This is a genomic window from Rhizobium sp. BK275, assembly GCF_014193555.1.
Taxonomy (GTDB): Bacteria; Pseudomonadota; Alphaproteobacteria; order Rhizobiales; family Rhizobiaceae; genus Rhizobium.
This window is the reverse complement of record NZ_JACHZL010000008.1, coordinates 132091-155988: the sequence shown is the minus strand read 5'-3', so window position 1 is coordinate 155988 and position 23898 is coordinate 132091. Positions and strand designations below refer to the sequence as shown.

General features: G+C 60.6%; 28 protein-coding genes. 13 read left to right on the top strand and 15 right to left on the bottom strand.

Features of this window, described 5'->3' with window-relative positions; all coding sequences use genetic code 11:
* The gene (locus FHT82_RS24265) at positions 1-1029 is read right to left on the bottom strand and encodes a dienelactone hydrolase (RefSeq protein WP_183735239.1); all 1029 of its coding nucleotides are present in this window, start codon (positions 1027-1029) and stop codon (positions 1-3) included.
* Between FHT82_RS24265 and FHT82_RS30575 the strand changes: the two genes are divergently transcribed.
* A complete protein-coding gene (locus tag FHT82_RS30575; protein ID WP_281401263.1) occupies positions 1021-1152 on the top strand; it encodes a hypothetical protein in 132 nt (43 codons plus the stop codon). The two genes, FHT82_RS24265 and FHT82_RS30575, sit on opposite strands and share 9 nt — an antisense overlap.
* An 11-nt stretch (positions 1153-1163) precedes the next feature.
* Here FHT82_RS30575 and FHT82_RS24260 read toward each other — a convergent pair whose 3' ends face one another.
* Both FHT82_RS24260 and FHT82_RS24255 read right to left on the bottom strand, forming a co-directional pair.
* A complete protein-coding gene (locus FHT82_RS24260) occupies positions 1164-2138 on the bottom strand; it encodes a threonine/serine dehydratase (protein ID WP_183735238.1) in 975 nt (324 codons plus the stop codon).
* A 69-nt stretch (positions 2139-2207) separates the two neighbouring features.
* Positions 2208-3269, bottom strand: a complete 1062-nt coding sequence (locus FHT82_RS24255) for a helix-turn-helix domain-containing protein (RefSeq protein WP_183735237.1) — start codon at positions 3267-3269, stop codon at positions 2208-2210.
* A 134-nt stretch (positions 3270-3403) separates the two neighbouring features.
* On the opposite strand from FHT82_RS24255, the gene FHT82_RS24250 reads away from it, so the two are divergent.
* Complete coding sequence (locus FHT82_RS24250; RefSeq protein ID WP_246698220.1) at positions 3404-4126, top strand: hypothetical protein; 723 nt, start codon at positions 3404-3406, stop codon at positions 4124-4126.
* Positions 4127-4137: 11 nt separating this feature from the next.
* On the opposite strand, the gene ggt is transcribed toward FHT82_RS24250, so the two are convergent.
* Both ggt and FHT82_RS24240 read right to left on the bottom strand, forming a co-directional pair.
* Complete coding sequence (ggt, locus tag FHT82_RS24245) at positions 4138-5880, bottom strand: gamma-glutamyltransferase (RefSeq protein ID WP_183735236.1); 1743 nt, start codon at positions 5878-5880, stop codon at positions 4138-4140.
* A gap of 62 nt (positions 5881-5942) precedes the next feature.
* Positions 5943-6797 (bottom strand): helix-turn-helix transcriptional regulator, encoded by an 855-nt coding sequence (locus tag FHT82_RS24240; RefSeq protein ID WP_183735235.1) that lies wholly within the window; start codon positions 6795-6797, stop codon positions 5943-5945.
* 114 nt (positions 6798-6911) lie between these two features.
* Between FHT82_RS24240 and FHT82_RS24235 the strand changes: the two genes are divergently transcribed.
* Positions 6912-7628 carry an SDR family oxidoreductase gene (locus FHT82_RS24235; protein ID WP_183735234.1) on the top strand — a complete coding sequence of 239 codons (717 nt, stop codon included), beginning with the start codon at positions 6912-6914 and terminating at the stop codon, positions 7626-7628.
* On the opposite strand, the gene FHT82_RS24230 is transcribed toward FHT82_RS24235, so the two are convergent.
* Positions 7613-7999: a helix-turn-helix domain-containing protein gene (locus FHT82_RS24230; protein WP_183735233.1), complete on the bottom strand. Its 387-nt coding sequence runs from the start codon at positions 7997-7999 to the stop codon at positions 7613-7615. The genes FHT82_RS24235 and FHT82_RS24230 overlap by 16 nt on opposite strands.
* A 106-nt stretch (positions 8000-8105) precedes the next feature.
* On the opposite strand from FHT82_RS24230, the gene FHT82_RS24225 reads away from it, so the two are divergent.
* Entirely contained in the window at positions 8106-8435 is a 330-nt protein-coding gene (locus tag FHT82_RS24225; protein ID WP_183735232.1) for a nuclear transport factor 2 family protein, read from the top strand.
* Complete coding sequence (locus FHT82_RS24220) at positions 8432-9235, top strand: SDR family oxidoreductase (protein ID WP_183735231.1); 804 nt, start codon at positions 8432-8434, stop codon at positions 9233-9235. Before FHT82_RS24225 ends, FHT82_RS24220 begins: the two co-directional genes overlap by 4 nt.
* Here the strand turns inward: FHT82_RS24220 and FHT82_RS24215 are convergent.
* The 6 genes from FHT82_RS24215 to FHT82_RS24190 all read right to left on the bottom strand — a co-directional run bounded on the left by FHT82_RS24215 (position 9187) and on the right by FHT82_RS24190 (position 13110).
* The gene (locus tag FHT82_RS24215; RefSeq protein WP_183735230.1) at positions 9187-10236 is read right to left on the bottom strand and encodes an alpha/beta hydrolase; all 1050 of its coding nucleotides are present in this window, start codon (positions 10234-10236) and stop codon (positions 9187-9189) included. The genes FHT82_RS24220 and FHT82_RS24215 overlap by 49 nt on opposite strands.
* 78 nt (positions 10237-10314) lie before the next feature.
* On the bottom strand, positions 10315-10932 hold the full coding sequence (locus FHT82_RS24210) for a hypothetical protein (RefSeq protein ID WP_183735229.1): 618 nt from the start codon (positions 10930-10932) through the stop codon (positions 10315-10317).
* Positions 10933-11030: 98 nt separating this feature from the next.
* Positions 11031-11156 carry a type B 50S ribosomal protein L36 gene (ykgO, locus tag FHT82_RS24205; protein WP_007826467.1) on the bottom strand — a complete coding sequence of 42 codons (126 nt, stop codon included), beginning with the start codon at positions 11154-11156 and terminating at the stop codon, positions 11031-11033.
* Positions 11157-11331: 175 nt separating this feature from the next.
* Positions 11332-12399 carry a 5-(carboxyamino)imidazole ribonucleotide synthase gene (locus FHT82_RS24200; protein WP_183735462.1) on the bottom strand — a complete coding sequence of 356 codons (1068 nt, stop codon included), beginning with the start codon at positions 12397-12399 and terminating at the stop codon, positions 11332-11334.
* Positions 12396-12890, bottom strand: a complete 495-nt coding sequence (gene purE, locus FHT82_RS24195) for a 5-(carboxyamino)imidazole ribonucleotide mutase (RefSeq protein WP_183735228.1) — start codon at positions 12888-12890, stop codon at positions 12396-12398. The genes FHT82_RS24200 and purE overlap by 4 nt, the downstream gene beginning before the upstream one ends.
* A gap of 16 nt (positions 12891-12906) precedes the next feature.
* Positions 12907-13110 carry a DUF465 domain-containing protein gene (locus FHT82_RS24190; protein WP_007826473.1) on the bottom strand — a complete coding sequence of 68 codons (204 nt, stop codon included), beginning with the start codon at positions 13108-13110 and terminating at the stop codon, positions 12907-12909.
* A 230-nt stretch (positions 13111-13340) separates the two neighbouring features.
* Between FHT82_RS24190 and FHT82_RS24185 the strand changes: the two genes are divergently transcribed.
* Positions 13341-13514, top strand: a complete 174-nt coding sequence (locus tag FHT82_RS24185) for a DUF465 domain-containing protein (RefSeq protein WP_007826474.1) — start codon at positions 13341-13343, stop codon at positions 13512-13514.
* Positions 13515-13670: 156 nt separating this feature from the next.
* Here FHT82_RS24185 and FHT82_RS24180 read toward each other — a convergent pair whose 3' ends face one another.
* A complete protein-coding gene (locus tag FHT82_RS24180; RefSeq protein WP_025669780.1) occupies positions 13671-13931 on the bottom strand; it encodes a metalloregulator ArsR/SmtB family transcription factor in 261 nt (86 codons plus the stop codon).
* Positions 13932-13996: 65 nt separating this feature from the next.
* Complete coding sequence (locus FHT82_RS24175) at positions 13997-14761, bottom strand: sulfite exporter TauE/SafE family protein (protein ID WP_183735227.1); 765 nt, start codon at positions 14759-14761, stop codon at positions 13997-13999.
* Between the two features lie 108 nt (positions 14762-14869).
* Here FHT82_RS24175 and FHT82_RS24170 point away from each other — a divergent pair, with 108 nt between their 5' ends.
* Together FHT82_RS24170 and FHT82_RS24165 are read left to right on the top strand one after the other, a co-directional pair.
* Positions 14870-15523, top strand: coding sequence for a thiamine phosphate synthase (locus FHT82_RS24170; protein WP_183735226.1), 654 nt, complete (start codon positions 14870-14872; stop codon positions 15521-15523).
* Between the two features lie 10 nt (positions 15524-15533).
* Positions 15534-16616, top strand: a complete 1083-nt coding sequence (locus tag FHT82_RS24165; protein WP_183735225.1) for a tetratricopeptide repeat protein — start codon at positions 15534-15536, stop codon at positions 16614-16616.
* Positions 16617-16631: 15 nt separating this feature from the next.
* Here FHT82_RS24165 and FHT82_RS24160 read toward each other — a convergent pair whose 3' ends face one another.
* A complete protein-coding gene (locus FHT82_RS24160; RefSeq protein ID WP_183735224.1) occupies positions 16632-18377 on the bottom strand; it encodes a chemotaxis protein in 1746 nt (581 codons plus the stop codon).
* A 343-nt stretch (positions 18378-18720) separates the two neighbouring features.
* On the opposite strand from FHT82_RS24160, the gene FHT82_RS24155 reads away from it, so the two are divergent.
* From FHT82_RS24155 to FHT82_RS24135, 5 genes are read left to right on the top strand one after another with little or no spacing between them, the layout of a single operon-like run.
* Positions 18721-19050, top strand: a complete 330-nt coding sequence (locus FHT82_RS24155; RefSeq protein ID WP_183735223.1) for an STAS domain-containing protein — start codon at positions 18721-18723, stop codon at positions 19048-19050.
* Positions 19047-19415, top strand: a complete 369-nt coding sequence (locus FHT82_RS24150; protein ID WP_183735222.1) for a response regulator — start codon at positions 19047-19049, stop codon at positions 19413-19415. Before FHT82_RS24155 ends, FHT82_RS24150 begins: the two co-directional genes overlap by 4 nt.
* Complete coding sequence (locus FHT82_RS24145; protein ID WP_183735221.1) at positions 19412-21463, top strand: chemotaxis protein CheA; 2052 nt, start codon at positions 19412-19414, stop codon at positions 21461-21463. The genes FHT82_RS24150 and FHT82_RS24145 overlap by 4 nt, the downstream gene beginning before the upstream one ends.
* Positions 21460-21969 carry a chemotaxis protein CheW gene (locus FHT82_RS24140; protein ID WP_183735220.1) on the top strand — a complete coding sequence of 170 codons (510 nt, stop codon included), beginning with the start codon at positions 21460-21462 and terminating at the stop codon, positions 21967-21969. Before FHT82_RS24145 ends, FHT82_RS24140 begins: the two co-directional genes overlap by 4 nt.
* A gap of 28 nt (positions 21970-21997) precedes the next feature.
* Complete coding sequence (locus FHT82_RS24135; protein ID WP_183735219.1) at positions 21998-23710, top strand: methyl-accepting chemotaxis protein; 1713 nt, start codon at positions 21998-22000, stop codon at positions 23708-23710.
* Positions 23711-23898: the final 188 nt, after the last annotated feature.

Here is a 23898-nt window from a genome sequence, read left to right as displayed (position 1 = left end):
CTATTGGGGAAGGTTCGTACTGAAGGCCGCTGCTACTATCTCCGCAAGGCGATCATGGATAGCCGTCCGGCTTGTTTCCTTGGGATCGTCGCAAAGAGGCTCTTCACCTTCCTTGCGAAGGATGGCGGCGCCTGACGGTTTGCATTCGCTGAAGGCGCTGTATTGCGAAGCGTCCGTCAGGAGATCGTAACGTGCGTTCGGTATTGCGTCCTTCAAGCCAGATGCGCGCAGCCCTGGCCAGATGGTTTCCCGGCTGCCGAGATTGATCAGCCGGACGGGGATCGATATGCGCGTGAGGCTTTCAGGCGCGAAGCTGGCGCCGAATTCAGGATCGATGACGACGGCCGCCTTCACCCTCGGATCGAGATGAGAGCGGGTGAGCTTCTGCCTGTCGATGGAATGCAGATCGATACCGGCGCTGGCGAACTCGGCGCAGTCGACGCCTGTGCCGTCGGGTTCGCAGGAGCGCGCGAAGTTTTCCGGATCGAGGCGGCCACCTGCAATTGATAGCGCGGATGTCCCGCCGACAAGGAAGCCCAGCACGCCTATACGGTTGCGGTCTATCTTTACGGGTAGCGTGCTGTCCTTCTCGATTGCTGTCAGGGCCGCGGAGAGATCAGCGGGCCGCAGCCATATCTCGTGGAGGCTCTCCTCGCTCGTCATCGTCTGCGGATCCGGCTGGCGCATCATTGCCACGACGAAGCCCTTCGAGACGAGGCGCGATGCCATCCAGGCGCCGATGAACGGACCGGATTTCAGACCGCCATGGGAAAGCAGGATCAAGGGATGGCTGCCGGTGGCGGCAGGTGCGCCCTGTTGCGCGGCCTCGCCTTTGAAAAGCGGACTGTCACCGACCAGGACAGGCGTTCCACCCGCCGTCGCCGGATACCAGAGCGTGATGTCCATGACGCCGCCGCGTCCGGGCACAGGGACCGAGAAAAAGGAAAGGCCGATAGTGTCAGCCGTATGTGCCGGAGTGTTGGCGGCAAGAAGGCAGGCCGACAGCAGCAGGATGATAAGATGTATCATGAAAACCTCGGAACGAAGACCGCCACACGGCGGCGAGACGAGGTTTTCGCAGTTTCTCAGGCGAGCGAGACCCCGATCATGATCGAGGCCGTCGCCGATCGCGATCAGGGTCTTCGTCGTTAAGTTGCCAGCCTTTAGCCGAAGCGCTCCAGCGCAGTCGTAAACACGTCGGCGTCGATGTTGCCGCCTGAGGTGACAACGACTGCCGTATCGCTGTCCAACTGGTCGCCATGGAAGAGTGCAGCGGCAAGGGCAACGGCCCCGCCTGGCTCGACGACTATCTTGAGGCGGCTGAAGGCAAGTGCGACAGCGCGCAGTGCTTCATCGTCGGTAACGACAACGCCCTGTCCCGCCAGGCGTTTCAGGATCGGGAAGGTGATGTTGCCCGGTTGCGGCGTGACGATCGCATCGCAGATCGAGCCCGTGAGTGAAGCATTGCGCTCGATCTTGCCCGAGGCAAGCGAGCGCGTCGTGTCGTCGAAGTTTTCCGGCTCGCAGGGACGGACGCGAAAACCCGGTGCGCTTGCTTCCAGTGCCAGGGCGATGCCCGAACTCAGGCCGCCGCCGCCGCAGGGAACGAGGACTTCGGCATTCTTGACGCCTTCCTCTTCTGCCTGTTCGGCGATTTCCAGCCCGGTGGTGCCCTGGCCCGCAATGACCAGAGGCTCATCGAAGGGCTTGATGAGCGTCAACCCGCGTTCGGCCGAAAGCTTCGCGCCGATCTCGTCGCGGTCGTCATTGGCGCGGTCGTAGAGCACGCCTTCGGCGCCGAAGGCCCGCGTATTGGCGATCTTCAGCTTCGGAGCGTCGCTCGGCATGATGATGACGGAGGGGATGCCGTGCATGCGCGCGGCAAGGGCGACACCTTGTGCATGGTTGCCGGAGGAGAAGGCGATGACGCCTTTTTTGCGCAGTTCCGGATCGATGCCCGAGACGGCAGACCAGCCGCCGCGGAATTTGAAGGAGCCGGAATGCTGCAGGCATTCGGCCTTCACGAGCAGCCGCCGGCCGGCGATTTCATCGAGAAAGGGGGAGGAGAGAAGCGGCGTGCGCCGCGCATGACCGCGCAGGCGAGCCCGGGCGGCAACGATCATTTCAATGGAAGCCATGGGAATCTCTTTTTGCTTAATGCCGCTCATGCATAGAGCGCGCATCTTTGCTTGTGAACGGCGACTTTGTCACGGTGACATGAATATGACATTGGACGCCGCGCCACCCGATTCCCGCGGGACACGCCGTTTTCTGAACTGTGTGGGGTTTTCGCCGTTCATGCGCGCGAATTCGCGGTTGAAGTTGGACTTGCTGATGAAGCCGGAGTCGAACATCACCTGCGTTATCGAGTGATCGGTGCCGATCAGCTGCTCGCAGGCGGCGCGGATGCGGAGGTCGTTCACATATTGTGAGACGCTCATGCCGTGGATGCGGTTGACGGCCGTGGAGACGCGCCGGGCGGGCAGGTTCATCCTGCGGGCAATGCGGCTGAGATTGAGTTCGGGATCGCGGTAGAGTTGACGAGCGCGCATCAGCGCATCGAGGGCTGCGGCGACCGCTGCGTCTTCCTCCGTTGCCGGTGGCGGCGGGGGCGGTTCCGCGGATGTCGCTTCGACTGTACTGCCGCTGCTCGCCACCGAGGCGGCGGTGCCGAGAATCAGTAGCGCGATGACATTCCCGAGCGCGACGATGGCGCCTGCATGGATGCCACCGGTCTTGGTGAAATCGAAGCTGATAATGACGTCGGTGATGGCAGAAGCGATGAGGGCGAAGCCGGTGATCTGCAGCGAACGATAGGAAAGCACTGCACCGTCAAGGCGGGAGGCGACGAGCGCATCCGGGCCATGCCGGGCAAGCCAGAGCAGTGCTGCACCGTAGCCGAGGAAGATCAGGATAATGGCGAGGCTGATCGGCTCAGGATAAAGGGCAATGAGAACCATGATTGCGGCCGTCGGCAGAAGGTGCGGCCAGAAACGGGAGAGGGTGGGCTGCTCTTCCATCGCCAGCCCCTTGAAGCAGACCCAGGCGAGAGCCGCGATCGTTGTCGCGATCAACGACTGAAGAGGCATGATCTCGATGATGTCATAGCCCCAGCGGATGCCGATCACCACGGATTGGAGGACATAGAACCCGATCAGCAGCAGGAAAGGTCGCTTTTCGGCGAGCGATCCATCTCCCTGCCGCAGCATGCGGATGAGCAGGATGGCAAGCAGAAGAGCCACGACGAAGGGCAGGGGAACAAAGATCATCGGTGATATCCGAACAGCAACAATGATCTCAGAATGAACCCGATTGCGTTCGTGGTCGACCCGGATCGTGATCGAGGTCTCGAAATGGGCCTGAAAATCCATCCTGCCGGTGTCCTCGATAGGAGGTCGCAATCATGAACGGATTTCCGATGGCCATTCTTCTCGTCATGCCGGTGCTTCTGGCAGCCTCCGCTTCCGCATTGCCGGATAAGGTGTCGACCACTGCAATTCCCGACCTTTCCGGCGTACGGGCCGTCGCCATCAGCGGCGATGCCAGCTCGATCAACATCACCACGCGAAGCGACCAGCCTTATGGGGCATCACTCAGTGGGCGACGCAAGGGCTGGTTCTCATCCTGGTATTCGAGCTGGTACTTCGCCGATTGCCGTGACAACAGCAACATGCGTGTCGACGGCACGGTCCTGCATATCGATATTGCCGCATCGTCCTGGCTGGACCCGTCCGACTGCGTGATCGAGGTCAATGCCAATGTGCCCGCCGGCGCGGCCCTCAGGATCGATCAGAGCGCCTTCACGGCAAGGCTCGATGGCCATTTCTCCGATCTCGCCATTGCCGGAAAAGCGGCTGACGTGACCTTTGACGGCCATGCCAGTGGCATCGATATCCGTGCCGATGCCGTGCGGGCTTCCCTCGATTTCGACAGGGTCGAAGCGGACGAAAGAGTATCGATCCGTGCTCGCGCACTCGATGCTTATCTCGGGTTCGGAGACAGTGTGCCGATAGACTACAGGGTGACGGCAAAAGCTTCCTGGGTCGATGCCCGGCAGCCGAGCGTGCCAGGCGCCATGCCGCGCGTCGAGATCGACGGCGATTTCGTTCGCGTCAGGATCCGCTGAAGCCCGGCCTGTCAATAACCGTTGGCCGAGCCTTCGGTCGCGCGGCTGTCCATTGCGCCGTTGTAGCGGGCGCCACCACCCTTCTCGATGGCTGCAAGGCTTTTGCCTCCGACGAGGATGCCAGCCGCCTGTCCCCAGACCGGAGCACCATTGCCACCCGCGAGTTTGTAACCCATCTCGGCAAGCGCCTTTTCAGTATCCGGAGAGAGCGCAAAGGGCTCCAGGTAGACGGTGTCCGGCTGCCATTGGTGATGGATGCGCGGGGCGTTGACCGCCTGGCTGATGTCCATGCCGAAATCGACGACGTTGAGAATCGTTTCCAGTGTGATCGTGATGATGCGCGAGCCGCCGGGGCTGCCGATCACCATGAAGGGCTTGCCGTCCTTGGTGACGATCGTTGGACTCATGGAAGACAGCGGCGTCTTCTTCGGTGCGATGGCATTGGCCTCGCCCTGCACAAGGCCATAGAGATTCGGCACGCCGGGCTTGGAGGTGAAATCGTCCATCTCGTTGTTGAGCAGCACGCCGGTGCCGGGTGCGACCACACCGGCGCCGAAGGAGCCGTTCAGCGTATAGGTTACGGCAACGGCATTGCCCTCGTCATCGATAACAGAGTAATGCGTCGTCTCCGTGCTTTCCTTGCCGCCGAGCGGCTTCAGATTGGCCGACGTACCGGCCCTGTAGGGATCGATCTTGGCGCGGATCTCCTTGGCATAGTTCTTGTCCAGCAGCTTGGAGACGGGGTTGTCGATAAAATCGGGATCGCCGAGCGCAGCGTTGCGGTCCACATAGGCATAACGCATGGCCTCGACCATGATATGCACGGCTTCGGCCGATCCATAGCCGAGATAGGAAAGCGGATAGCCTTCGAGGATGTTCAGGATCTCGCAGATGATGACGCCGCCGGAGGAGGGCGGTGGCGAGGAAATGATGTCATAGCCGCGGTAATTGCATTCGATCGGTTTCAGTTCCCGCACCCTGTATTGCTCGAAATCCTCCTTGGCGAGAATGCCGCCCTTGGCCTGGCTCGCCTTGACGATCGCATCGGCCGGTGCGCCCGTATAGAAGGCGTCGGGGCCTTTTTCCGAGATCAATTGCAGGACAGCGGCCAGATCCGGCTGCACCAGTTTTTCACCGGGCGAATAGGGGCTGCCGCCGGCCTTCAGGAAGATTTTTGCGGCCTCTTCATCCTTGGCAAGCCGCTTGGCACTGCTGGCAAAGCTTGCCGTATCACCTTGCTCCAGCGTGAAGCCTTCCCCTGCATATTTCAGGGCTGGCGCGATCAGTTCCTCGCGCTTCTTCGTGCCGTATTTCTCGCGGGCTGTCTCGAATCCCATGACCGAACCCGGTGTGCCGACGGCGAGATAGCCGTCGAGGCTGGCGCGGGGAACGATATCGCCCTTGGCGTCGAGATACATGGTCTCGGTTGCCGCGAGCGGCGCGCGTTCGCGGAAATCGAGAAAGGTCGTCCGTCCGTCTTTCAGGCGGATCGTCATGAAACCGCCGCCGCCGAGGTTGCCGGCTGTCGGATAAACGACAGCCAGCGCATAACCGACTGCGACCGCGGCATCGACAGCATTGCCACCGCTCTTCAGCACGTCGACACCGACATCGGTTGCCAGATGCTGGGCGGTAACGACCATGCCATGCTCAGCTTCGACAGGTGCCGGCGAGGCGGCAAAAGCCTGCAACGGCGCGAGGCAAAGCGAAATGGCGGCGAGAATGGCGACGGATTGTCTGTGAAGGCGGTCCATAAATTTCCCCTCGAAGGACGGCGATGGGAAAGATATGGCGTCACTTCCGCGGCAGACAATAATCAGGCGAGAAGCTCGGCGAGTTTCCTGTTCGTGTCGTGTTCGTCGAGAGGCGTGTAGACGATCAGCTTCATGTCCGGCTGGCTCATCAGCGCAAGGCCTGTGTGTTCGAAGGCCATCAGGCCCTTGACCGGATGGTTCAGGCGCTTCACGCCGGTGAGCGGAGCCACGACCTCATGGCGTGGCCACCAGGCGCGGAATTCCGGACTCGCCTGCTGGAGCAGAGCGATGAGCCGCTCGAAATCCGGGTCGCCGGCATAGCGGGCGCTGTCGGCGCGGAACATGGCGAGCGAGACGCGGGCGACGGCCTCCCAGTCGACCAGCAGGCTGCGATGGAAATCATCGGCAAACAGCCGGTGCATGGTGTTGCGCTCGTCCGGCCCCAGCCGGTCATAACCGCCGAACAGCAAGTCTGCCGCGCGGTTCCAGGCAAGCACGTCCCAGCGTCGGCCGAGCACATAAGCCGGCTGATGTTCCAGATTATCAAGCATCCGGCGAAGCGGTTCATCGACCACCTCGGGTGCTGACGAAAGCGGTTGCGGCAACTGGCGGCTATTCAGCGTGATGAGATGCTGGCGTTCTGCTTCATCAAGGCGAAGCGCGTCCGCCAGTGCATTCAGCACCTGAGGGGAAGGATGGATGTCGCGGCCTTGCTCAAGCCAGGTGTACCAGGTGGTGCCGACGCCTGCGAGCATGGCGAGTTCTTCGCGCCTGAGCCCCGGTGTCCGGCGGCGGAAGCCTTCCGGCAGGCCGACATCGGTCGGCCGCAGGCGTTCACGGCGAGAGCGCAGGAAGGCCGCGAACTCGCGGCGGCGGGCATCGAACGTATCCAGCTTCTGATCCATAGCGGCCATCATATCAGTATCGATACCAGGATAAAATTAGGCCTGTTTGCGATTTTTGAGCTCCGCAAGATGAGAACGTCTCCGGCAAAGCAAGTCGGGGGCCAGATCATTCAAGGGAGTATTCTCATGTCATTACAGCATGCAGTCGTTATCGGTGGCTCTTCGGGTATCGGCCTCGCCACGGTCAAACTGCTTCTGGAACAGGGATTTCGCGTCACCTCCGCCGCACGGGACGAGACAAAGCTCAAGGCGTCGGCTGACAATCTTTCCGGCGAGATCGCGACGATTGCCATCGATGCCCGAGATCCCGCCGCGGTGAGGCAGGCTTTCGAAGGTCTCGGATCGTTCGATCACCTGGTGCTGGCGCTTGGCAGCGGCCATGGAGCCGGCCCCTTCTCAACGCTCGATATGGCCGATCTGCTGGCGGGCTTCCGGACGAAGCTGATCCCTCAAGCGGCAACAGCACAAGCGGCTCTGCCTTTCCTGAAGCCGAACGGCAGCATCACTTTCGTTTCCGCCGTCAGCGCGCTGGCCGCCATGCCGGGGACTGCTGGTCTGGCTGCCGTCAATGCCGGCATCGAGGCGATGGTGCGGGTGCTCGCAGCCGAGCTGAAGCCATTGCGCGTGAATGGTGTTTCGCCCGGTGTGATCGATACGCCGTGGTGGGACTTCCTGCCTGCCGAGCAGCGTCAGGCCGTCTTTCAAGATTTTGCCGGGCGCACACCGGTCGGCCGCACCGGCCGGCCGGATGACGTCGCCAGGGCCGTGGCATTTCTGGTCTCGAATGGTTTCATGAGCGGTCATGTCCTGACCTGCGACGGCGGCATTCACCTTGCGGCTTGACCGGGTGAGACAGTCTCATCGATGGTCTCCTCGGGAGTGAACACCATGCCGGTCAGGTCCTTGTCCTTCAGGGCTGCCCATTTCAACAGGGCATCCAAGGCGGGGCAGAGGGCCTGGCCCCAATCGGTCAGGCGATATTCCACCTTGGGCGGCACCTGATGGTGGACGATGCGCAGCACGATGCCGTCATTTTCCATCTGGCGCAGCTGCTGGATCAGCATCTTCTGCGAGATTGCGGGGATGGCGCGTTCGAGATCCGAAAAGCGCAGCACCTTGCCGCCGAAGAGGTGGAAGAGGATGATGAGCTTCCAGCGCCCTTCCAGGATCTTCAGAACGTTCTCGACGCCGGTCGCGGCAGAATAGGGTGTCATTGCAGTACCTTACTTTCAGGTAAGTACCTGACTTTTTTGTAGGTTCTTGTCATTTGGAAAGCCTATGCCCATTCTTTTCGGGAAGCAACCGAAGAGGAGTTTGCGAATGAATATAGAGCTTCCGAAGCCGCTGTCGGCCTATTACTCTGCCAAGAACCAGAAGGATATCGAGGGAATGCTCGCCTGCTTTGCCGCTGATGCCAGCGTGCGCGATGAGGGCGAAGACAGGCGGGGTCATGCTGAAATCCGCGAATGGATGGAGGAGACGACGCGCAAATATGGTGTGACCGTCGATCCCAGGGAAATCTCCGGTGAAGCTCATACGCCGGTCGTGGCTGCACTGGTCGCCGGCAATTTTCCCGGCAGTCCCGTCACCTTGTATTATCATTTCACGCTTGCGGGTGGTGCCATCACGCATCTGGAGATCGATGCATGAGCGCTGCACCGGCTTTTCCGTTCGATCCGAACGAGTTCATTGGCAAGCGTGTGCTTGTCACAGGCGGCACCAAGGGCATGGGCGAGGCGATAGTTCGACGGTTTTCGGCAGCTGGCGCGAGGGTCGTGACAACCGCGCGCTCGCCACTGCCGGAAGGGCAGATGCCGTCACTGTTCGTTCAGGCCGATATCAGCACGGCGGAGGGCGTCAATAGCGTCGCCTCGGCAATGCTGGATGCTTTCGGCGGTCTCGATATTCTCATCAATAACGTCGGCGGTTCATCGGCACCGAGCGGCGGTTTTGCAGCGCTCAGCGATGAGCACTGGCAGGCGGACATCAATGCCAACCTGATGGCACCCGTGCGGCTCGACAGGGCCTTCCTGCCCGGCATGATCGAGCGCGGCCATGGCGTCATCATCCATATTTCATCGATCCAGAGGCGGCTGCCGCTCTATGAAGCGACGCTCGCCTACGCGGCAGCCAAGGCCGGATTGTCGACTTACAGCAAGGGATTGTCGAAAGAGGTCGGACCGAAGGGCGTTCGGGTGAATGCCATAGCACCTGGCTTCATCGAGACCACGGCTGCAACAGCGCTGATCCGGCGTATCGCGCAAGAGGCCGGTACTGACGAGGATGGTGGCCGCAAGCTGCTGATGGATTCGCTTGGGGGCATATCGATCGGCCGGCCAGGGCGCCCGGAAGAGGTGGCGGAGCTCGTTGCCTTCCTGGCCTCGCCGCGTGCCGCTTCCATTCACGGGGCGGAATATACCATCGATGGCGGCACCGTTCCGACGGTCTGATCGATTGAAAGGCCGGCTAGCCGCTCTTCCGCCTTGCGGGCAATTGCTGCAAGGTCGCGCGGCTCGCCGGCAATCTTCTCCATGGCGGCGATGGCGACGTCAGTTGCGAGATAGTCCGGTTTGTGGCCGACTCCTCTGACCATGATGAGTTCCGACCCCCTGATATCCCGCGCCAGGCCCCGCGAATGCAGGTGTTCCCAGACAATCTCGTCCTTGTCGCCCGTTATGATGACGGTCGGTGCTGATATCTTGGAATAGTGCTGCGCATTGGCTGTCAAATATTGGTGAAGCCCTTTGAAATCGAGGGCATTGTTGTAAAAGGCGCGCGGCCGCAGCACCAGCGACGGGCCGGTCTTGGCGATGTAATCAACAGGGCGGGGATTGGGGCGGAAGACATTCAGCGTGCCGCGCTCCAATCGGTGCAGGCCGAGAGGCACGACGACTGCATGATTGAAGAGCCAGCCGACAACCGGCGCCGTTGCGACATGATAGTACCAGTCGATGCCGCCGGGCCATGGATGGGAGGCCGGCGCGAGGAATAGCAGACCTGCCGTCTTGCCCGGATGGCGGACGCCGAAGGCCGCGGCAATCGCGCCGCCGAAGGAATGGCCGATGATGATTGCCTTTTCGATGCCGCGCTTTTCCATCAGCCTGGCGATAGCGTCGGCCTGGCCGGAAGGCAGGGCATTTTCCGGCCCGCCGCGTTCCGAATAGCCATGACCGGGGCGATCGACGAAGAGCATCTCGGCACGGCCTTCCAGCGGCTCTTGGAAGGCACTAGCCTGGTCCAGCAGGTTGCCACTCGCGCCATGAATGAAAACCAGAGCCGGAAGATCGGCGCTGTCTGGGCGAGGCACATGCACGGCATTCATGCGATAGCCGCCGATATCGGTCAGTTCGCCGATATTGGGATTGGCATATTCGAACTGGCGGGCTTTGTAGGAGGAATAGCCGATGGCGGCGGCTATCGGGACAAGGAGGGCAGAGATTTCGGCAAGCATGGCTTCAACCGCACAGTGACGATATCATCGAGCTAAGATTGTGCACCTTCTTATGCCGTCAAGTGCGCGCCGGATCTGTCAGGTGCGGTTGCCGGCAAGCTTTTCCGAGAGCGTGTTGACCTGATCCTGGGCGGTACGATCGGCAGGGTAGACATCGAGAATGCGCTCCCAGGCCTTGAGCGTTATGTCGTCATTGCCTGTTGTGGCGAGGATAGCCGCCATGCCGGACAGCGCGCCGAAATGGCGAGGCTCGATTTTCAACACCTGCTCGATATCGGCCATCGACTTGCGATAGTTGCCGAGCACGAAGTTCAGCGTCGCGCGCCGGTTCCAGCTTTCGGCATAGGTCGGCTTCAGGGCGATGGCTTCATCGAGGAAGTCTAGGGCTGCTGGATTGCGCTTTTCCTCGATCGCCTTGTCGGCCCATTGCATCAGGAGATTGATGGTTGCGCTGCCGGAATCGTTCCATTCCATGCGGATCTGATTGGCGATGCTGCTCGCCTTGTCCGGGTCGCGCTCACGCTTCAACTGCGAATAGAGCTGGTCGAGACGCTGTTTCGGCGAAGAATCGGTATTGGCTGGCTGCTCGACAATAACGTCCTTCTGCTGCGCCATGGCAGGAAAGGCAGGGACGAACAGGGTGAGGGCAAGCGGCAGCGCCGCTGAGGTCATAGCAAAAAAGCGCATGGCGGACATATTAGCCCGCCATCGCTGAAGATCAAACAAATTTGGCGTGATCACCGAAGCAACCAACCGATATGCCAGCCTGAGGCAGGCAAACCGGATACGCGCAATCAGCCCTGACGAGCCTTGTAGCGCGGGTTCTGCTTGTTGATGATGTAGATGCGGCCCTTGCGGCGAACGAGACGGTTGTCACGATGACGCGCCTTGAGCGACTTGAGCGAATTCTTGATCTTCATTTTTCTGATCCGCGATGTTTCTGGGGGAATTCACATTCGCCCGTATCTTTAACAATCAAAAGCGCGCCGGCTGGGCGCGCTCTTCAGGTGGGGGAGCAGATAACCCGGCCTCTGCCCTGTGTCAACCATGTGAAGGCTTTTTTCCGTGGGTTTCAGGCGCTGTCCGGGCAAAGGTTCAGGTGGTTTTGCCCGTCAGCATCGTCACGTGGCCCATCTTCCGGCCAGGGCGCGACTCGGTCTTGCCGTAGAGGTGCACAAGCGTGTCGTCGCGTTTCAGCCAGTCCGGGATGGCCAGGATATCGTCGCCGATCAGGTTCTGCATCACGCAATCGGAATGGCGGCGCGGATTGCCGAGCGGCAGGCCCGCAACGGCGCGGATATGCTGCTCGAATTGCGAGACGATGCAGGCGGCTTCCGTCCAGTGGCCGGAATTGTGGACGCGCGGTGCCATCTCGTTGGCAATCAGGCTGCCATCGGCCAGCACGAAGAATTCGATGCCGATGACGCCGATGTAGTCGAGCGCGGCGAGGATTTGTTCAGCAGCCTTGCGTGCTGCATCGGCGGTGGCAGAGGAGATCGCCGCCGGTACGGTCGATGTATGAAGGATGCCGTTGCGATGGATATTTTCGGCCGGGTCGAAGCAGAGCACGGTGCCATCGGTGGCGCGGGCGGCGATGATCGAGATCTCGCGCTCGAAGGCGACGAAGCTTTCGAGGATGAGCGGCACCGAGCCGAGCTCAGCATAGGTCCCGTCAGGACTGTCGGCCGGTGAACGGAACACCTTCTGGCCCTTGCCGTCATAACCGAGGCGGCGGGTCTTCAGCACACCCTGACCACCGAAATCCTTCAATGCCGATTCGAGATCGGCCTGGCCGTCGACGGCATGGAAACGGGCGGTCGGGATCCCGCAGCTGTTGATGAAGCGTTTTTCGATGAGGCGGTCCTGGGCGGCTTCCAGCGCCTTCGGCGGCGGATAGACAGGCACGCTCTTTGCCAGCTTTTCGGCAGCCGCAACAGGCACATTCTCAAACTCGTAGGTCACGACGTCGCAGAGATCAGCCAGTTCGGCGAGCGCTGCCGGATCGTCATAGGCGGCGACGATCTGCCGGTTGGCAAGCTGGGCGGCGGGGCTGTCCGTCTGCGGCTCGAGGATGACCGTGCGGAAATTCAGCCGTGCCGCGGCCATGGCAAGCATGCGGCCGAGCTGGCCGCCGCCGATGATACCTATCGTTCTTACCATCAGAGATCGTCCATCGGATATTCGGCGACCGAGGCGCTTTGGCGCTCCCGCCATTCGTCGAGGCGGTCGGCGATCTCCTCGTCGGAGAGGGCGAGCACGGCAGCGGCGAGAAGAGCAGCGTTGATGGCGCCTGCCTTGCCGATGGCAAGCGTGCCGACTGGGATGCCGCCCGGCATCTGGACGATGGAAAGCAGGCTGTCCTGACCGGACATCGTCTTCGACTGGACCGGCACGCCAAAGACCGGCAGCGGCGTCATGGCGGCGGTCATGCCCGGAAGGTGGGCCGCGCCGCCGGCGCCTGCAATGATGACCTTGAACCCCTCCGCGCGTGCGCCCTTGGCGAAAGTGACGAGCCGGTCGGGTGTGCGATGAGCGGAAATGATGCGCGCGTCATACTCGATTTCCAGCGCCTCCAGCGTATCGGCAGCATTCTTCATGGTTTCCCAGTCGGACTGGCTGCCCATGATAATGGCGACTGGCGGTCTGTCTGTCATCGTCACAATCGTTCCTTCAGGCGATGATATCGGGGATGATCTGATCTTCCAACTTGGAGAGCTTGTCCTTGATGACCAGCTTCTTCTTCTTCATGCGCTGGATGCGCAGCGCGTCGCAGCCCGTCTCAATCATGGCGTTGATCGCGGCGTCGTAATCCTCGTGCTCCTGGCGCAGACGCGCCACCATGAGCCTGATTTCCGCCTGTTCCTGATCGGCCATTTGTATTCCCCATAATCGTCTTCGGACCTTGTCCGGTCTGCCGATAATTTCCGCAAGCTCCTATCACCAAATAGAGGTAACGGGAAGTTAGTGTTGATCATGAATTTGCCACTTAGTCTTCATCTTTTGGCCTTCGACAAGCCTTTAAAAATGTGTCACAGTCCGCGGGTTGACACCTTGGATCTCCAGCAATGGATGGCTGGGGAAGGGTAAGAGGAAGGAAGGGTCAAATGACTGTTCAAGCTCATCTTGAATCGCTCCAGAAAAAGCATGTCGCTCTCGAGGAGGAGTTGCATGCCCTGAGAACATCTCCCTCTATTTCCGATACTGAACTTGCCGAATGCAAGCGCCGTAAGCTGCGCATCAAGGACGAGATCGAGCGTCTCAAGTCATCCGTCCATTGATCTTTCCAGGATATCGCCGGATATCAGTCTTGTGAAAGAAAAGGTAAATTCCCCAGTTTTCTAGACTATCAAGCAAGACCCGGTGAATAACCGAAATCAAGCGCCAGTCCCTTGCATGCGGCATCGGGCTGGCGTTTTTATGAGAAAAGGGCGTCTTCAGGCCCAGAACTGATCCAGCCAGAGATTGAGCTTGTCGAAGCCGCGGTTGTTGACCGTGTAGATGCGCTTCGTGCCTTCCGAGGTCACGGAAACGAGGTTGCTTTCGAGCAGCGCCTTCAGATGTTGCGACACGGCAGGGCGGCTGATCGGCAGGCCCTCGGCAAGCTCATTGACCGTCTTCGGCGCGCGCCGCAATTCCTCCAGCAAAAACCTCCGGTTCGGATCAGCAATCGCAGCGAAGGGGTCCGTGTTCGACATCGCAAAAAGCTACGTCAAACAGGCCCTTGCAGCAAGGAAATTGTGCATCGCAACGGAAGACAACCCTATTCGAGCATGCCTTCGCGCAGGATCAGGAAAGCGGCGATCAGCGCCATGGTATACATGAAGGGATAGAATATCTGCGGCTTCATGCGCCGTACGCACCATGCGCCGGTGATTGTTGCCAGCGGAGCGAAGGGCAGGAGCGTGGCGGAGGCCAGAAGATTGCGGGTGTCGAGCTGGCCGAGCGCGAAATACGGAACGAGCTTTACGGCGTTCAGGATGGCGAAAAAGCGCACGCTGGTGCCGGTGAATTCCCGCGGCGGCAGCTTGAGCGGCAAGGCATAGATCTGGAAGGGCGCGCCGCCGGCATGGGCGACGAAGCTGCCATAGCCGGAAAGCGTGCTCCAAAGGCTCGCCAGCACCGGGCGCTGGGGCCGCGGCGGGATGACCTTCCCCTTGCCGGGGCCGAAATTGTTCCAGAAATAACGCAGGCAGAAGGCGATGGTGACGGCGCCGATGAGAATGCGCAGCACATTGCCTGGTACGAGAGCGGAGGTGGCCCAGCCGAAAGCGATACCGAGAATGGCGCCTGGCAGCATGATCTTCAGCGTCATCCAGTCGCCGTGCTGGCGCCAGATCACCAGCGATATCATGTCCATGAAAACGAGGATGGGAAGCAGGATTGCGGCGGCTTCGACGGGTGCGACGACGAGGGCGAGAAAGGGGAGGCCGATCAGCGACAAAGCGTCGCCCATCCCGCCTTTGGCAAGCCCGACCAGAATGACAGCCGGGATTGCGGCGTAGTAGAATGACAGATCTTGCGGCATGCTTTTGAAGTTCCTCCCCTTGCAAGCCCCCTCTATCGGAATTACTCACTCAAAACGAGTGCGGATCCGCCATAGAGCGGGAAAAACCGCCGCAGATGGAAAGACTTCATGACCGAACCGGAAAACCGCTGCCGCCTTGTCCTTGTTGTGCCCGACATCGCCGATGCCGATGAACAGGTGAAGAGCGTTGCCGATGCGCTTGATGGCGGCGATGTCGCATCCGTCATTCTCCCGCAATACGGCCTGGATGACGGCAGCTTCCAGAAACGTGCGGAGAAGCTCGTGCCGATCATTCAGGGTGCCGGTGCTGCGGCACTGATCGCCGGCGACAGCCGCGTTGTCGGCCGTTCGAAGGCCGATGGCCTGCATGTCACCGGACCGGCAGGCGAGATTGCCGATGCGATCGATCGTTACGCGGACAAGCTGATCGTCGGCGGCGGCAATGCGGCCGACCGGCATACGGCGCTGGAAGTCGGCGAGGAACGGCCCGACTACATCTTCTTCGGCAAGCTCGATGGCGACATCAAGCCGGAGGCGCATCCGAAGAACCTGGCGCTTGCCGAGTGGTGGGCTTCGATGATCGAGATCCCCTGCATCGTGATGGGCGGCACCGATCCGGCTTCCGCGCTTGCCGTTGCCGAGACCGGCGCGGAGTTCGTGGCGATGCGCATGGGGGTTTTTGCGGAGCCGGCGCAGGCGTCCTCGATCGTGGCTCAGATCAATGCCTTGCTTGACGAAAAAGCGCCACGGTTTGAGGATTGATATCGCCCTCATGCCGATCCCTGCCCGCCTTTCGAGATGCGTTCTCCTTTGCATAACCGCCCTGCTGGCGGTCCGGCCGGAGTTTGCGCTGGCCCAGGCGAATGAAGCGATTACCGAACCCTCCGCGACGCCCAGCCAGACATTCCGTACCGACCGGCCGCAGCCGCCCGCTGGCGCCGTTCCATCCGATGGCGTCGGGGTTTTCGATCGCATGGGCGCAAAGCTGCCCGACCTGCCGCCTGAAAAGGAATACAAGGGGCAGATCGACGAGGCGTTCGGCGCCTATCAGCGTGGCTATTACCTGACTGCCATGGACAAGGCGTTGCCGAGGGCGCAGCTCGGCGATCCGGCCGCCCAGACCTTGATTGCGGAAATCCTGTCGCAGGGGCTTGGCGTCAAGCGGGATATGAAGAATGCCGCTTTCTGGTACGGCAAGGCGGCGGAGGGTGGCGATCCGGCAGCCATGTTCAAATATGCCCTGCTCCTCATGGAGGGCAACAACGTCACGCGCGACAAGGCGAAGGCCGATGAATTCATGCGCAAAGCGGCTGATGCGGGCAATTCGTCTGCCGAATTCAACTGGGCGCAGACACTCGTTGCCGACAATCGCGGCGACAAGGGGCTGAAGCTTGCCTTGCCCTACTATGAGAAGTCGGCGGAACACGGCGTCGCCGATGCGCAATATGCAGTTGCGCAGATCTACCAGAAGGTTGCCGATCTGCCTGAAGACAAGAAGCTTCTGGCCCGCGACTGGCTGGCGCGCGCGGCGCGTGCGGGGTTCGATACGGCGCAGCTCGACATGGGTATCTGGCTGGTTAACGGTATCGGCGGGCCGAAGGATTACGTGCGTGGCTTTGAATGGCTGAAGTTTGCCGCCAACCGCGGCAATGTCGTTGCACAGAACAAGCTCGCACATCTATACATCAATGCGCTCGGTACCCCGCCCGATCCAATCGAGGCCGCGAAATGGTACGTGCTGTCGCGGCGGGCAGGGCTGACCGACCCGGCGCTCGAGGATTTCTATCTCGGCATCGAGGACGATCAGCAGAAGGCCGCGATCGAGGCGGCAAACAAGTTCCGCCGGACCAACTGACGCGCGGGCCTTGCCTTAGAAAAGCGCGTCCTCGAACAGATCTTCGTCGCTCTGGGCTTTTGCCGGCTCAGCAGATGCGGCTGCCGCCGTTTCCTCGGTGGCGGGAATGATGTCGCGATGGACATTGCGTTCCTGCACCATCGTGTAGAGCTTGAAGATCTTGCGGTCGAACGGAGCAATCGCTTCGGCGATGTCGGAGATATCGGCGATCCGATCGCCGGCCACGGTTTCCAGCACATCGGCACAGCGAGCGAGCACATCGCCGAGATCGTGCTGGAAATCGAGCTTGCCGATCAGCAGGTTGATCTTGGTCGCAACCTCGCGGCCATGTTCGGCAAGCACCTTGAGCTCGTCTTCCATCAGGTCGGCTGCGGAGCGGATCGTGCCGACCGCCGAGGTGAGGCTTTCGGCAAGGCCGCCGTTCTTGGCGCTGCCTGCAGGAGCAACGCGTCCGGCCGAGGCTTCGAGTGCCGGCAGGCCGTTGACGATGGCATCGGCTGAATCGTCGAGCTTGCCGGCAAAGATGCGCAGCTCGGCGGTAACGACGTTGATCGATTTGCCCTCTTCCCCGAGACGGCTGCAGCGCAGGTTGGTATTCAGCGCCATGTAGTGAATATCGGTCTTGACCGCGCGGATCGCCTCGATGGAGTGCAGAAGCGTCGCGGCGGTGCCGAGCGTCGACTGACTGACCTGATCGGCCTGCCGGCCCGCGGCATCGACCTGTTTGACGATCTCATGGGCGGCCGAGACGCTGGATTCCAGCGCGCGCATGAAATTGCCGCCATTGCCACCGCTCTGACCACTCATCTGGTCGCGCAACCTCAGAATTTCCTGCGTATCCTGGCTGAAACTCGCGATGGTCTGCACGACATTGCGGGAATCCCGCTGGAAATCCGTGCACATGTCCGCCATCTGCGCGGCCGTCAGGTGATGAATGACGTTCTGCAGGCGCTTGCGTGCGTCGGCATCGAGCCTGACGCCGTCCTCGCTTACGAGGAAATCCTCCAGCAACGAGAAGGTGCTCTGCACATGCTCGATGCGCTGGCGGGTGATATCGCCGATCTGCAGCGCCGAAAGCGTGGATGCGACCTTGGCCTGCACGCCACGGGCAACGGCACCGACGTCGCGGGCGATCGCCCCTAGATTCTGGCGATGATCGGCGATCTTCTTCGCGTCGTCCTTGAGTGCCCTGGCAACGGCAGGAACGGTGTCGGCATAGTTCTTGGAGAGATTGTTGCCGAAGGAGAGGGCGAGCTTGACTTCCTTCTGCAGGCTGTCGAGATAGGTAGCGAAACGGTTGACTTCGTCGGTCCCTGAATAGATGCGTTCGAGGATCTCCTGAGCGAAGCCCGCGAATTCGGCGAGGCCCGCGCCCGTTATCTTCACCGTGACCGCGAAGGTGCGCAGGTAGCGCATCGTCTCCTGCATGTCTGCGACATGCCGGTGCAATTCCGAGCCGGTCTGGGCAAGTGCCGCCAGGGCCTGCTGGCGGTTTTCTTCGGCGCCCGGAAGCTCGATCAGGTTCTGGACGGTTGCATTGAGATCAGCGCTGGTATCACTCGCCTCATTGTTGTCGAGCGCCTTGGTGATCTGCTCCAGCGACGTCAACAGACGATTGAGGACATCCATGACGGACAGCAGGACGGTGCCACCTTCGAGGAAGCGTTCCTCGACCTCGGTGCGGGCCGATTCCAGAGTCTGACTGATATCCGAACCTGATGCGTAAAACGCAGTCTGTGCCGATGCCGTCGCGTTTGTCATTTTTGTACCTTTACTTATAAACACAGGCAATTTGACTCTATTTTTACGGGCAGGATGGAAACGGCAGGTAAACGCTACAGACTCGTAAACGTTGTGATTAACAACCTATGAAGGCACTCGGCAAGAATTGACAGATCCTGTGCTGGTGCCAATCTATCTATTTGTTTTTATATGGTATTTTATAATATGAGAAGGCTTCATTATAATTTATCTTGGGTGATAATTCAGGGAGTCCAGACTCGCGCAAATTGCACTTTCCTACAACCGTCGTTTACCCACTGTTAAGCCTGTCATGAGAGTCCTTTTAGGGTCGTTAAGTATTTCTCCGACCATGGAGGCCGCATTGGATACTCAGGCACAATATTGTGAATCTATATTCCTTCCAAAAATTCTGAGCATTCGCAATGCTTCAGAAGTATATTCGAAGATTATTGATCAATTCCGTGACAATAATAGTATTACTCTAAGTCTTCCTGAGAATGCGGAGGCGGATCTGAGTTTCCTTCAGCTCATCGAAGCGGCCCGCCGTCAGGCAAAGGCCGCAGGTAAGACTTTTACTCTTTCGACTCCGGCCAGCGGTTCGCTTCTCAAGGTTCTCGAGCGGGCCGGATTTACCGAGGCCTTCGATGAAGAAGACAAGAAGTTCTGGTTGCATAAAGAGGTGACATTATGAGCGCAAACATCCTGACCGTCGACGATTCCGCCAGCATCCGGCTGACCACCAAGGTCACGCTCACCAATGCAGGTTACGCAGTCACCGAAGCCGTCAATGGCGCCGAGGGCCTGGCAATCGCCAAGAGCGGCAATTTCGACCTGATCGTCACCGATCTCAACATGCCCGTCATGGACGGGCTGACGATGATCGAGGAGCTGCGCAAGCTGCCCGCCCAGGCCGGCGTGCCGATCATCTTCCTGACGACGGAGTCCGATGCAGACCTCAAGGCGCGCGCCAAGGCTGCCGGCGCCACCGGCTGGCTCACCAAGCCGTTCGATCCGGAAAATCTCGTTAAGATCGTGAAGAAGGTCCTTGGCAGATGAGCTCGCTTGATCCAGTCGCAGTCTTCCGTACCGAAGCAGCCGAATGCCTCGAGGCGATCGAAGCCGGCCTTCTCGACCTTAATTACGACCTCGAAAACAAGGATCTCGTCGACGCCGTGTTCCGTGGCCTTCACACGTTGAAGGGCTCGGGGGCGATGTTCGGCTTCGAGGCGCTTGCCGCTTTCACCCATCATTGCGAAACGGCCTTCGACCGTGTCCGCAAGGGCGAGGTTCCGGCAACCGCCGAGCTGGTCGCGGCCGTCCTTGCCGCGCAGGATCACATGCGGGCTCTCGTCGAGCAGCCCGATGCCGATCATGGCGATACCGGCCACAAGCTGCTTGTCCAGCTTCAGACCGCCGTCGGCGGCAAGGCCGAGGCCAAGGAGGCTGCCGCGCCTGCCGCTGCAGCGCCCGCTGTCACTGCAGCCGCTCCGGCCAGGAAGACGACGACCTGGCGCATCCGTTTCAGCCTGCCGGCAAATGCCATGGCCAACGGCACCAACCCGCTCGGCCTTCTGGATGAACTGCGCGATCTCGGCGAATGCACAGTCCGTGCAAATACATCAGGCATTCCGCCGCTCGATGATCTGGTCCCGACCGAACTCTACGTCTCGTGGGACGTCGTTCTAACCAGCGAGCAGGATCGTTCCGCCATCGATGATGTCTTCATCTTCGTCATGGACGATATGGAGCTCGATGTTCAGGAAATCGCCGGTCCGCAGCCCGCTCCGGTCGATACAAAGAAGGATATAGCTGCCGCCGCTCCGGTCGCGGCGGCAACACCCGCCGCCTCTCCGGAATTCCGCCCGGTCGAGGCCGTTCCGGTGAAGCGCGAAACGCCCGCGCCCGCCCAAGCCGCAGCCCAGGCAAAAACGCAGGAAAACGTCCGCGTTCCGGCAGAACGTCTCGACGAGCTGATGGACCGCGTCGGCGAGCTCGTCATCGCCCAGTCGCGCCTCAGCCAGCTGGCAAGTTCCAGCTCGGATATCGCCCTGCGCTCGGTTTCGGAGGAAATCGAACGTCTCTCCGGCGAGCTTCGCGACACGATGATGGTGCTTCGCATGGTGCCGGTCGGAACGCTCTTCTCGCGCTTCCGCCGCCTCGTCCATGATCTCGCGCGTGAAACCGGCAAGGTGATCGAACTCGTCACCGAAGGCGAGACCACCGAAGTCGACAAGACCGTCATCGAGCGTCTCGCCGATCCGCTTGTCCACCTCGTCCGCAATTCGATCGACCATGGCCTCGAGCCGCCAGCCGAACGCCTTGGCGCCGGCAAGACGGAAGCAGGGACCGTGACGCTTGCCGCCCGCCAGTCCGGCGGCGAAGTCATCATCTCCATCAAGGATGACGGCCGCGGCATCAACCGCGAGCGGGTTCGCGCCAAGGCGGAATCCTCGGGCCTGATTGCGCCCGGCCAGCCGCTTTCCGATCAGGAACTGCTGCAGCTCATTTTCGCGCCGGGCTTCTCCACCGCTGCGCAGATCACCAATCTCTCCGGCCGCGGCGTCGGCATGGATGTCGTCAAGAAGACGGTCGAGGCGCTGCGTGGCGCCATCGAGATCGTCAGCCTGCCGGGGCAGGGATCGGAAGTCTCTCTGCGCATTCCGCTGACGCTCGCGATCATCGATGGCCTGCTGGTGCGTGTCGGTTCCGGCCGTTACGTCATCCCGCTCTCGGCGGTCGAAGAATGCCTCGAACTTTCGCTGGAAGAAGATCTCCGCTCGCGTGGGCGCAGCTTCATCTCGCTGCGCGACAGCCTGGTGCCGTTCCTGCGGCTGCGCGATCTCTTCCGCACCGGCACCAAGCCGGACGTGCATCAGAAGGTGGTCGTCATCTCGACGGGCACAGAACGCGTCGGCCTCGTGGTCGACCAGATCATCGGCGACCACCAGACGGTCATCAAGTCGATGTCCAAACTGCACAACGACGTGGCGACCTTCTCTGGCGCCACCATTCTTGGCGACGGCAGCGTCGCTCTCATTCTTGACGTCGGGCACCTCGTTGCCGCGGGTCAGCAACAGGAGGCGCAATTGCGCGTGGCAGGATGAGCACAGCAGCAACAGCCGAAAAATTCGACAAGCACTGGAATTATGCCGAGGAAGTCGAAGTTCTGACTTTCGATCTCAATGGCGAGACCTTCGCGCTGGAAGCGGTCATCGTCCAGGAAATCCTGGATCTGCTTCCCGAAACTGCGGTGCCCGGCGCCCAGCCTTTCGTCGCCAGCGTCATCAACTTCCGCGGCAAGGTCATTCCGCTCGCCGATCTTCGTCTTGCTTTCGGGATGGAAGCTTCGGAAGCGACGATCGACAGCCGCATCGTCGTCATCGAGGTCGATCTGCAGGGGGAGCAGACACTCGTGGGAATGCGCACCGACAAGGTGAACGAGGTCACGACGCTGACGAAGAGCGCCAGCGAACCGCCACCGAGCGTGGGTATGCGCTGGCGCGCGGATTACATCAACTGCCTAGTCAAGAGGGGCGGCGAGTTCATCATCCTCCCGAATTTGCAGGCGATTTTCTCATCGAGGCATGAGACGGCGGGGGCCGTCAACTAGCCGGGGCCAATCACTAGGGGTTAAGACGATGCGATTGACGATCAAGACAAAGCTGGTGACAGCGTTCACCTTTATCATTCTCATGCTCATGGGTACTGCCGCCTACGGCATCTTCAGCCTCGGCTCGCTGAACGACACGATCGGTAACCTTCTTGCCGGTCCTGCCGCGCGCCTCGACCTGGCGCAACAGATCAATATCGCCCAGCTCGAAGCCATCCGCCAGCAGAAGAACCTCCTGACGGCGCGCAATGCCGACGACGCTTCCGGTGCGATCGAAAAGGGCAACAAGGCTCGCAAGGACTTCGCCGATGCCTTCGCTGCCGTGACGAAGCTTGCGACCGAGCAAGGCAAGGCGCGTTGGGAGCAAGTTGCCGAACTCTCCAAGGCATTCAATCAGGCCGACGACCAGATCCGAAATTTCATCAAGGACGGCAATATGGACGGCGCCAACAATGTCTCGGTCACGACGGCTCGCCAGACGGCCAACGATATCGACGCCACACTCGATGAAATTCTGACGCTCGAAAAACAGCGCATGAAGGAAGCAGACGACAGCGCCGAACAGCAGTATGCCACGACGCGCACGACGATGATTGCGGTTGCTGCCGTAGCGTTGCTGATTGCTGTCCTCACGGCCTTCTGGATCGCGAATACGATCAGCAAGGGTCTTAGCCGCGCCAACACCGTTGTCCGCGAAGTTGCCGAAGGCGACCTGACGAAGATGGCCGAAATCACCACGCATGACGAAATCGGTGAACTGCTCGGCAACGTCAATGTCATGATCGAACGCCTGCGCGGCGTCGTGGCCGATGCCTTGTCTGCCGCTGATAATGTTTCGTCGGGCAGTCAGGAACTCTCAGCCAGCTCCGAACAGGTCTCGCAGGGCGCGACCGAACAGGCGGCTTCGGCTGAAGAGGCCTCCGCTTCAATGGAACAGATGGCTGCGAATATAAAGCAGAATGCCGACAACGCCGCCCAGACCGAGAAGATCGCCCGCCAGTCCGCCAAGGACGCGGAAGCTTCGGGCGATGCCGTCAACCGCGCCGTGGATGCGATGCGCACGATCGCCGAGAAGATCGGCATCGTCCAGGAAATTGCCCGCCAGACGGACCTGCTTGCCCTGAATGCCGCCGTCGAGGCCGCTCGTGCCGGCGAACATGGCAAGGGCTTTGCGGTCGTCGCCTCGGAAGTGCGCAAGCTGGCAGAACGCAGCCAGTCGGCAGCAGCGGAGATCTCCTCCATGTCGAGCGACACGGTGAAGGCCGCTCGCGACGCCGGCGAAATGCTCGGCCGTCTGGTTCCTGACATCCGCAAGACCGCCGAGCTGGTCTCCGAGATCAGTGCCGCCTGCCGCGAGCAGGATATCGGCGCCTCCCAGATCAACGAAGCGATCCAGCAGCTCGACAAGGTGACCCAGCAGAATGCCGGCGCTTCCGAAGAGATGTCGGCTACTTCTGAAGAGCTTGCTGCTCAGGCCGAAGAACTGCAGGCTTCGATCGCCTTCTTTAAGGTCGATACGGCAGGCGCGACCCGTGCTGGCGTACGGAAGACCGCTGCGAAGACGACTGCCAAGATGGTCAAGGCTCCGGCCGCTGCCCCGCGCAAGCCAGCTCCGGTGATGCAAAACCACAATCACGGCCACACCGTGGCTTCCCAACAGGCACGCGCCAAGGGCTTTGCTCTGGATATGTCGATGGGCGGCCCGGACGCCGGTGACGACGACTTCCGCGAAAGCGCTTGAGCGCTTCGCAGTCAACCGAAACTCTCCGCGGCCGCTTCGGCGGCCTCGGACCGAAATATCCCGCAACGTGTGTATGCGTTAGCGTCGTGATCACTAGATGTCCGACTGCTGGGAAGTGAATCACTCGCTGTCCCCCTTTTTTGGCTCTTCATTGGTTTTACTTACTGGCGATCTGCTCACGGGCCGCC

Coding starts and splice junctions, on each gene's coding strand:
- FHT82_RS24150 (WP_183735222.1), top strand. CDS start 19,047: ATGAGCGCAAACATCCTGACCGTCGACGATTCCGCCAGCATCCGGCTG.
- FHT82_RS24240 (WP_183735235.1), bottom strand. CDS start 6,797: ATGATGGCCGCTATGGATCAGAAGCTGGATACGTTCGATGCCCGCCGC.
- FHT82_RS24135 (WP_183735219.1), top strand. CDS start 21,998: ATGCGATTGACGATCAAGACAAAGCTGGTGACAGCGTTCACCTTTATC.
- FHT82_RS24165 (WP_183735225.1), top strand. CDS start 15,534: ATGCCGATCCCTGCCCGCCTTTCGAGATGCGTTCTCCTTTGCATAACC.
- FHT82_RS24255 (WP_183735237.1), bottom strand. CDS start 3,269: ATGATCTTTGTTCCCCTGCCCTTCGTCGTGGCTCTTCTGCTTGCCATC.
- FHT82_RS24145 (WP_183735221.1), top strand. CDS start 19,412: ATGAGCTCGCTTGATCCAGTCGCAGTCTTCCGTACCGAAGCAGCCGAA.
- FHT82_RS24260 (WP_183735238.1), bottom strand. CDS start 2,138: ATGGCTTCCATTGAAATGATCGTTGCCGCCCGGGCTCGCCTGCGCGGT.
- FHT82_RS24235 (WP_183735234.1), top strand. CDS start 6,912: ATGTCATTACAGCATGCAGTCGTTATCGGTGGCTCTTCGGGTATCGGC.
- FHT82_RS24190 (WP_007826473.1), bottom strand. CDS start 13,110: ATGGCCGATCAGGAACAGGCGGAAATCAGGCTCATGGTGGCGCGTCTG.
- purE (WP_183735228.1), bottom strand. CDS start 12,890: ATGACAGACAGACCGCCAGTCGCCATTATCATGGGCAGCCAGTCCGAC.
- FHT82_RS24230 (WP_183735233.1), bottom strand. CDS start 7,999: ATGACACCCTATTCTGCCGCGACCGGCGTCGAGAACGTTCTGAAGATC.
- ykgO (WP_007826467.1), bottom strand. CDS start 11,156: ATGAAGATCAAGAATTCGCTCAAGTCGCTCAAGGCGCGTCATCGTGAC.
- FHT82_RS24185 (WP_007826474.1), top strand. CDS start 13,341: ATGACTGTTCAAGCTCATCTTGAATCGCTCCAGAAAAAGCATGTCGCT.
- FHT82_RS24265 (WP_183735239.1), bottom strand. CDS start 1,029: ATGATACATCTTATCATCCTGCTGCTGTCGGCCTGCCTTCTTGCCGCC.
- FHT82_RS24180 (WP_025669780.1), bottom strand. CDS start 13,931: ATGTCGAACACGGACCCCTTCGCTGCGATTGCTGATCCGAACCGGAGG.
- FHT82_RS24160 (WP_183735224.1), bottom strand. CDS start 18,377: ATGACAAACGCGACGGCATCGGCACAGACTGCGTTTTACGCATCAGGT.
- FHT82_RS24210 (WP_183735229.1), bottom strand. CDS start 10,932: ATGTCCGCCATGCGCTTTTTTGCTATGACCTCAGCGGCGCTGCCGCTT.
- FHT82_RS30575 (WP_281401263.1), top strand. CDS start 1,021: ATGTATCATGAAAACCTCGGAACGAAGACCGCCACACGGCGGCGAGAC.
- ggt (WP_183735236.1), bottom strand. CDS start 5,880: ATGGACCGCCTTCACAGACAATCCGTCGCCATTCTCGCCGCCATTTCG.
- FHT82_RS24170 (WP_183735226.1), top strand. CDS start 14,870: ATGACCGAACCGGAAAACCGCTGCCGCCTTGTCCTTGTTGTGCCCGAC.
- FHT82_RS24215 (WP_183735230.1), bottom strand. CDS start 10,236: ATGCTTGCCGAAATCTCTGCCCTCCTTGTCCCGATAGCCGCCGCCATC.
- FHT82_RS24250 (WP_246698220.1), top strand. CDS start 3,404: ATGAACGGATTTCCGATGGCCATTCTTCTCGTCATGCCGGTGCTTCTG.
- FHT82_RS24220 (WP_183735231.1), top strand. CDS start 8,432: ATGAGCGCTGCACCGGCTTTTCCGTTCGATCCGAACGAGTTCATTGGC.
- FHT82_RS24140 (WP_183735220.1), top strand. CDS start 21,460: ATGAGCACAGCAGCAACAGCCGAAAAATTCGACAAGCACTGGAATTAT.
- FHT82_RS24175 (WP_183735227.1), bottom strand. CDS start 14,761: ATGCCGCAAGATCTGTCATTCTACTACGCCGCAATCCCGGCTGTCATT.
- FHT82_RS24225 (WP_183735232.1), top strand. CDS start 8,106: ATGAATATAGAGCTTCCGAAGCCGCTGTCGGCCTATTACTCTGCCAAG.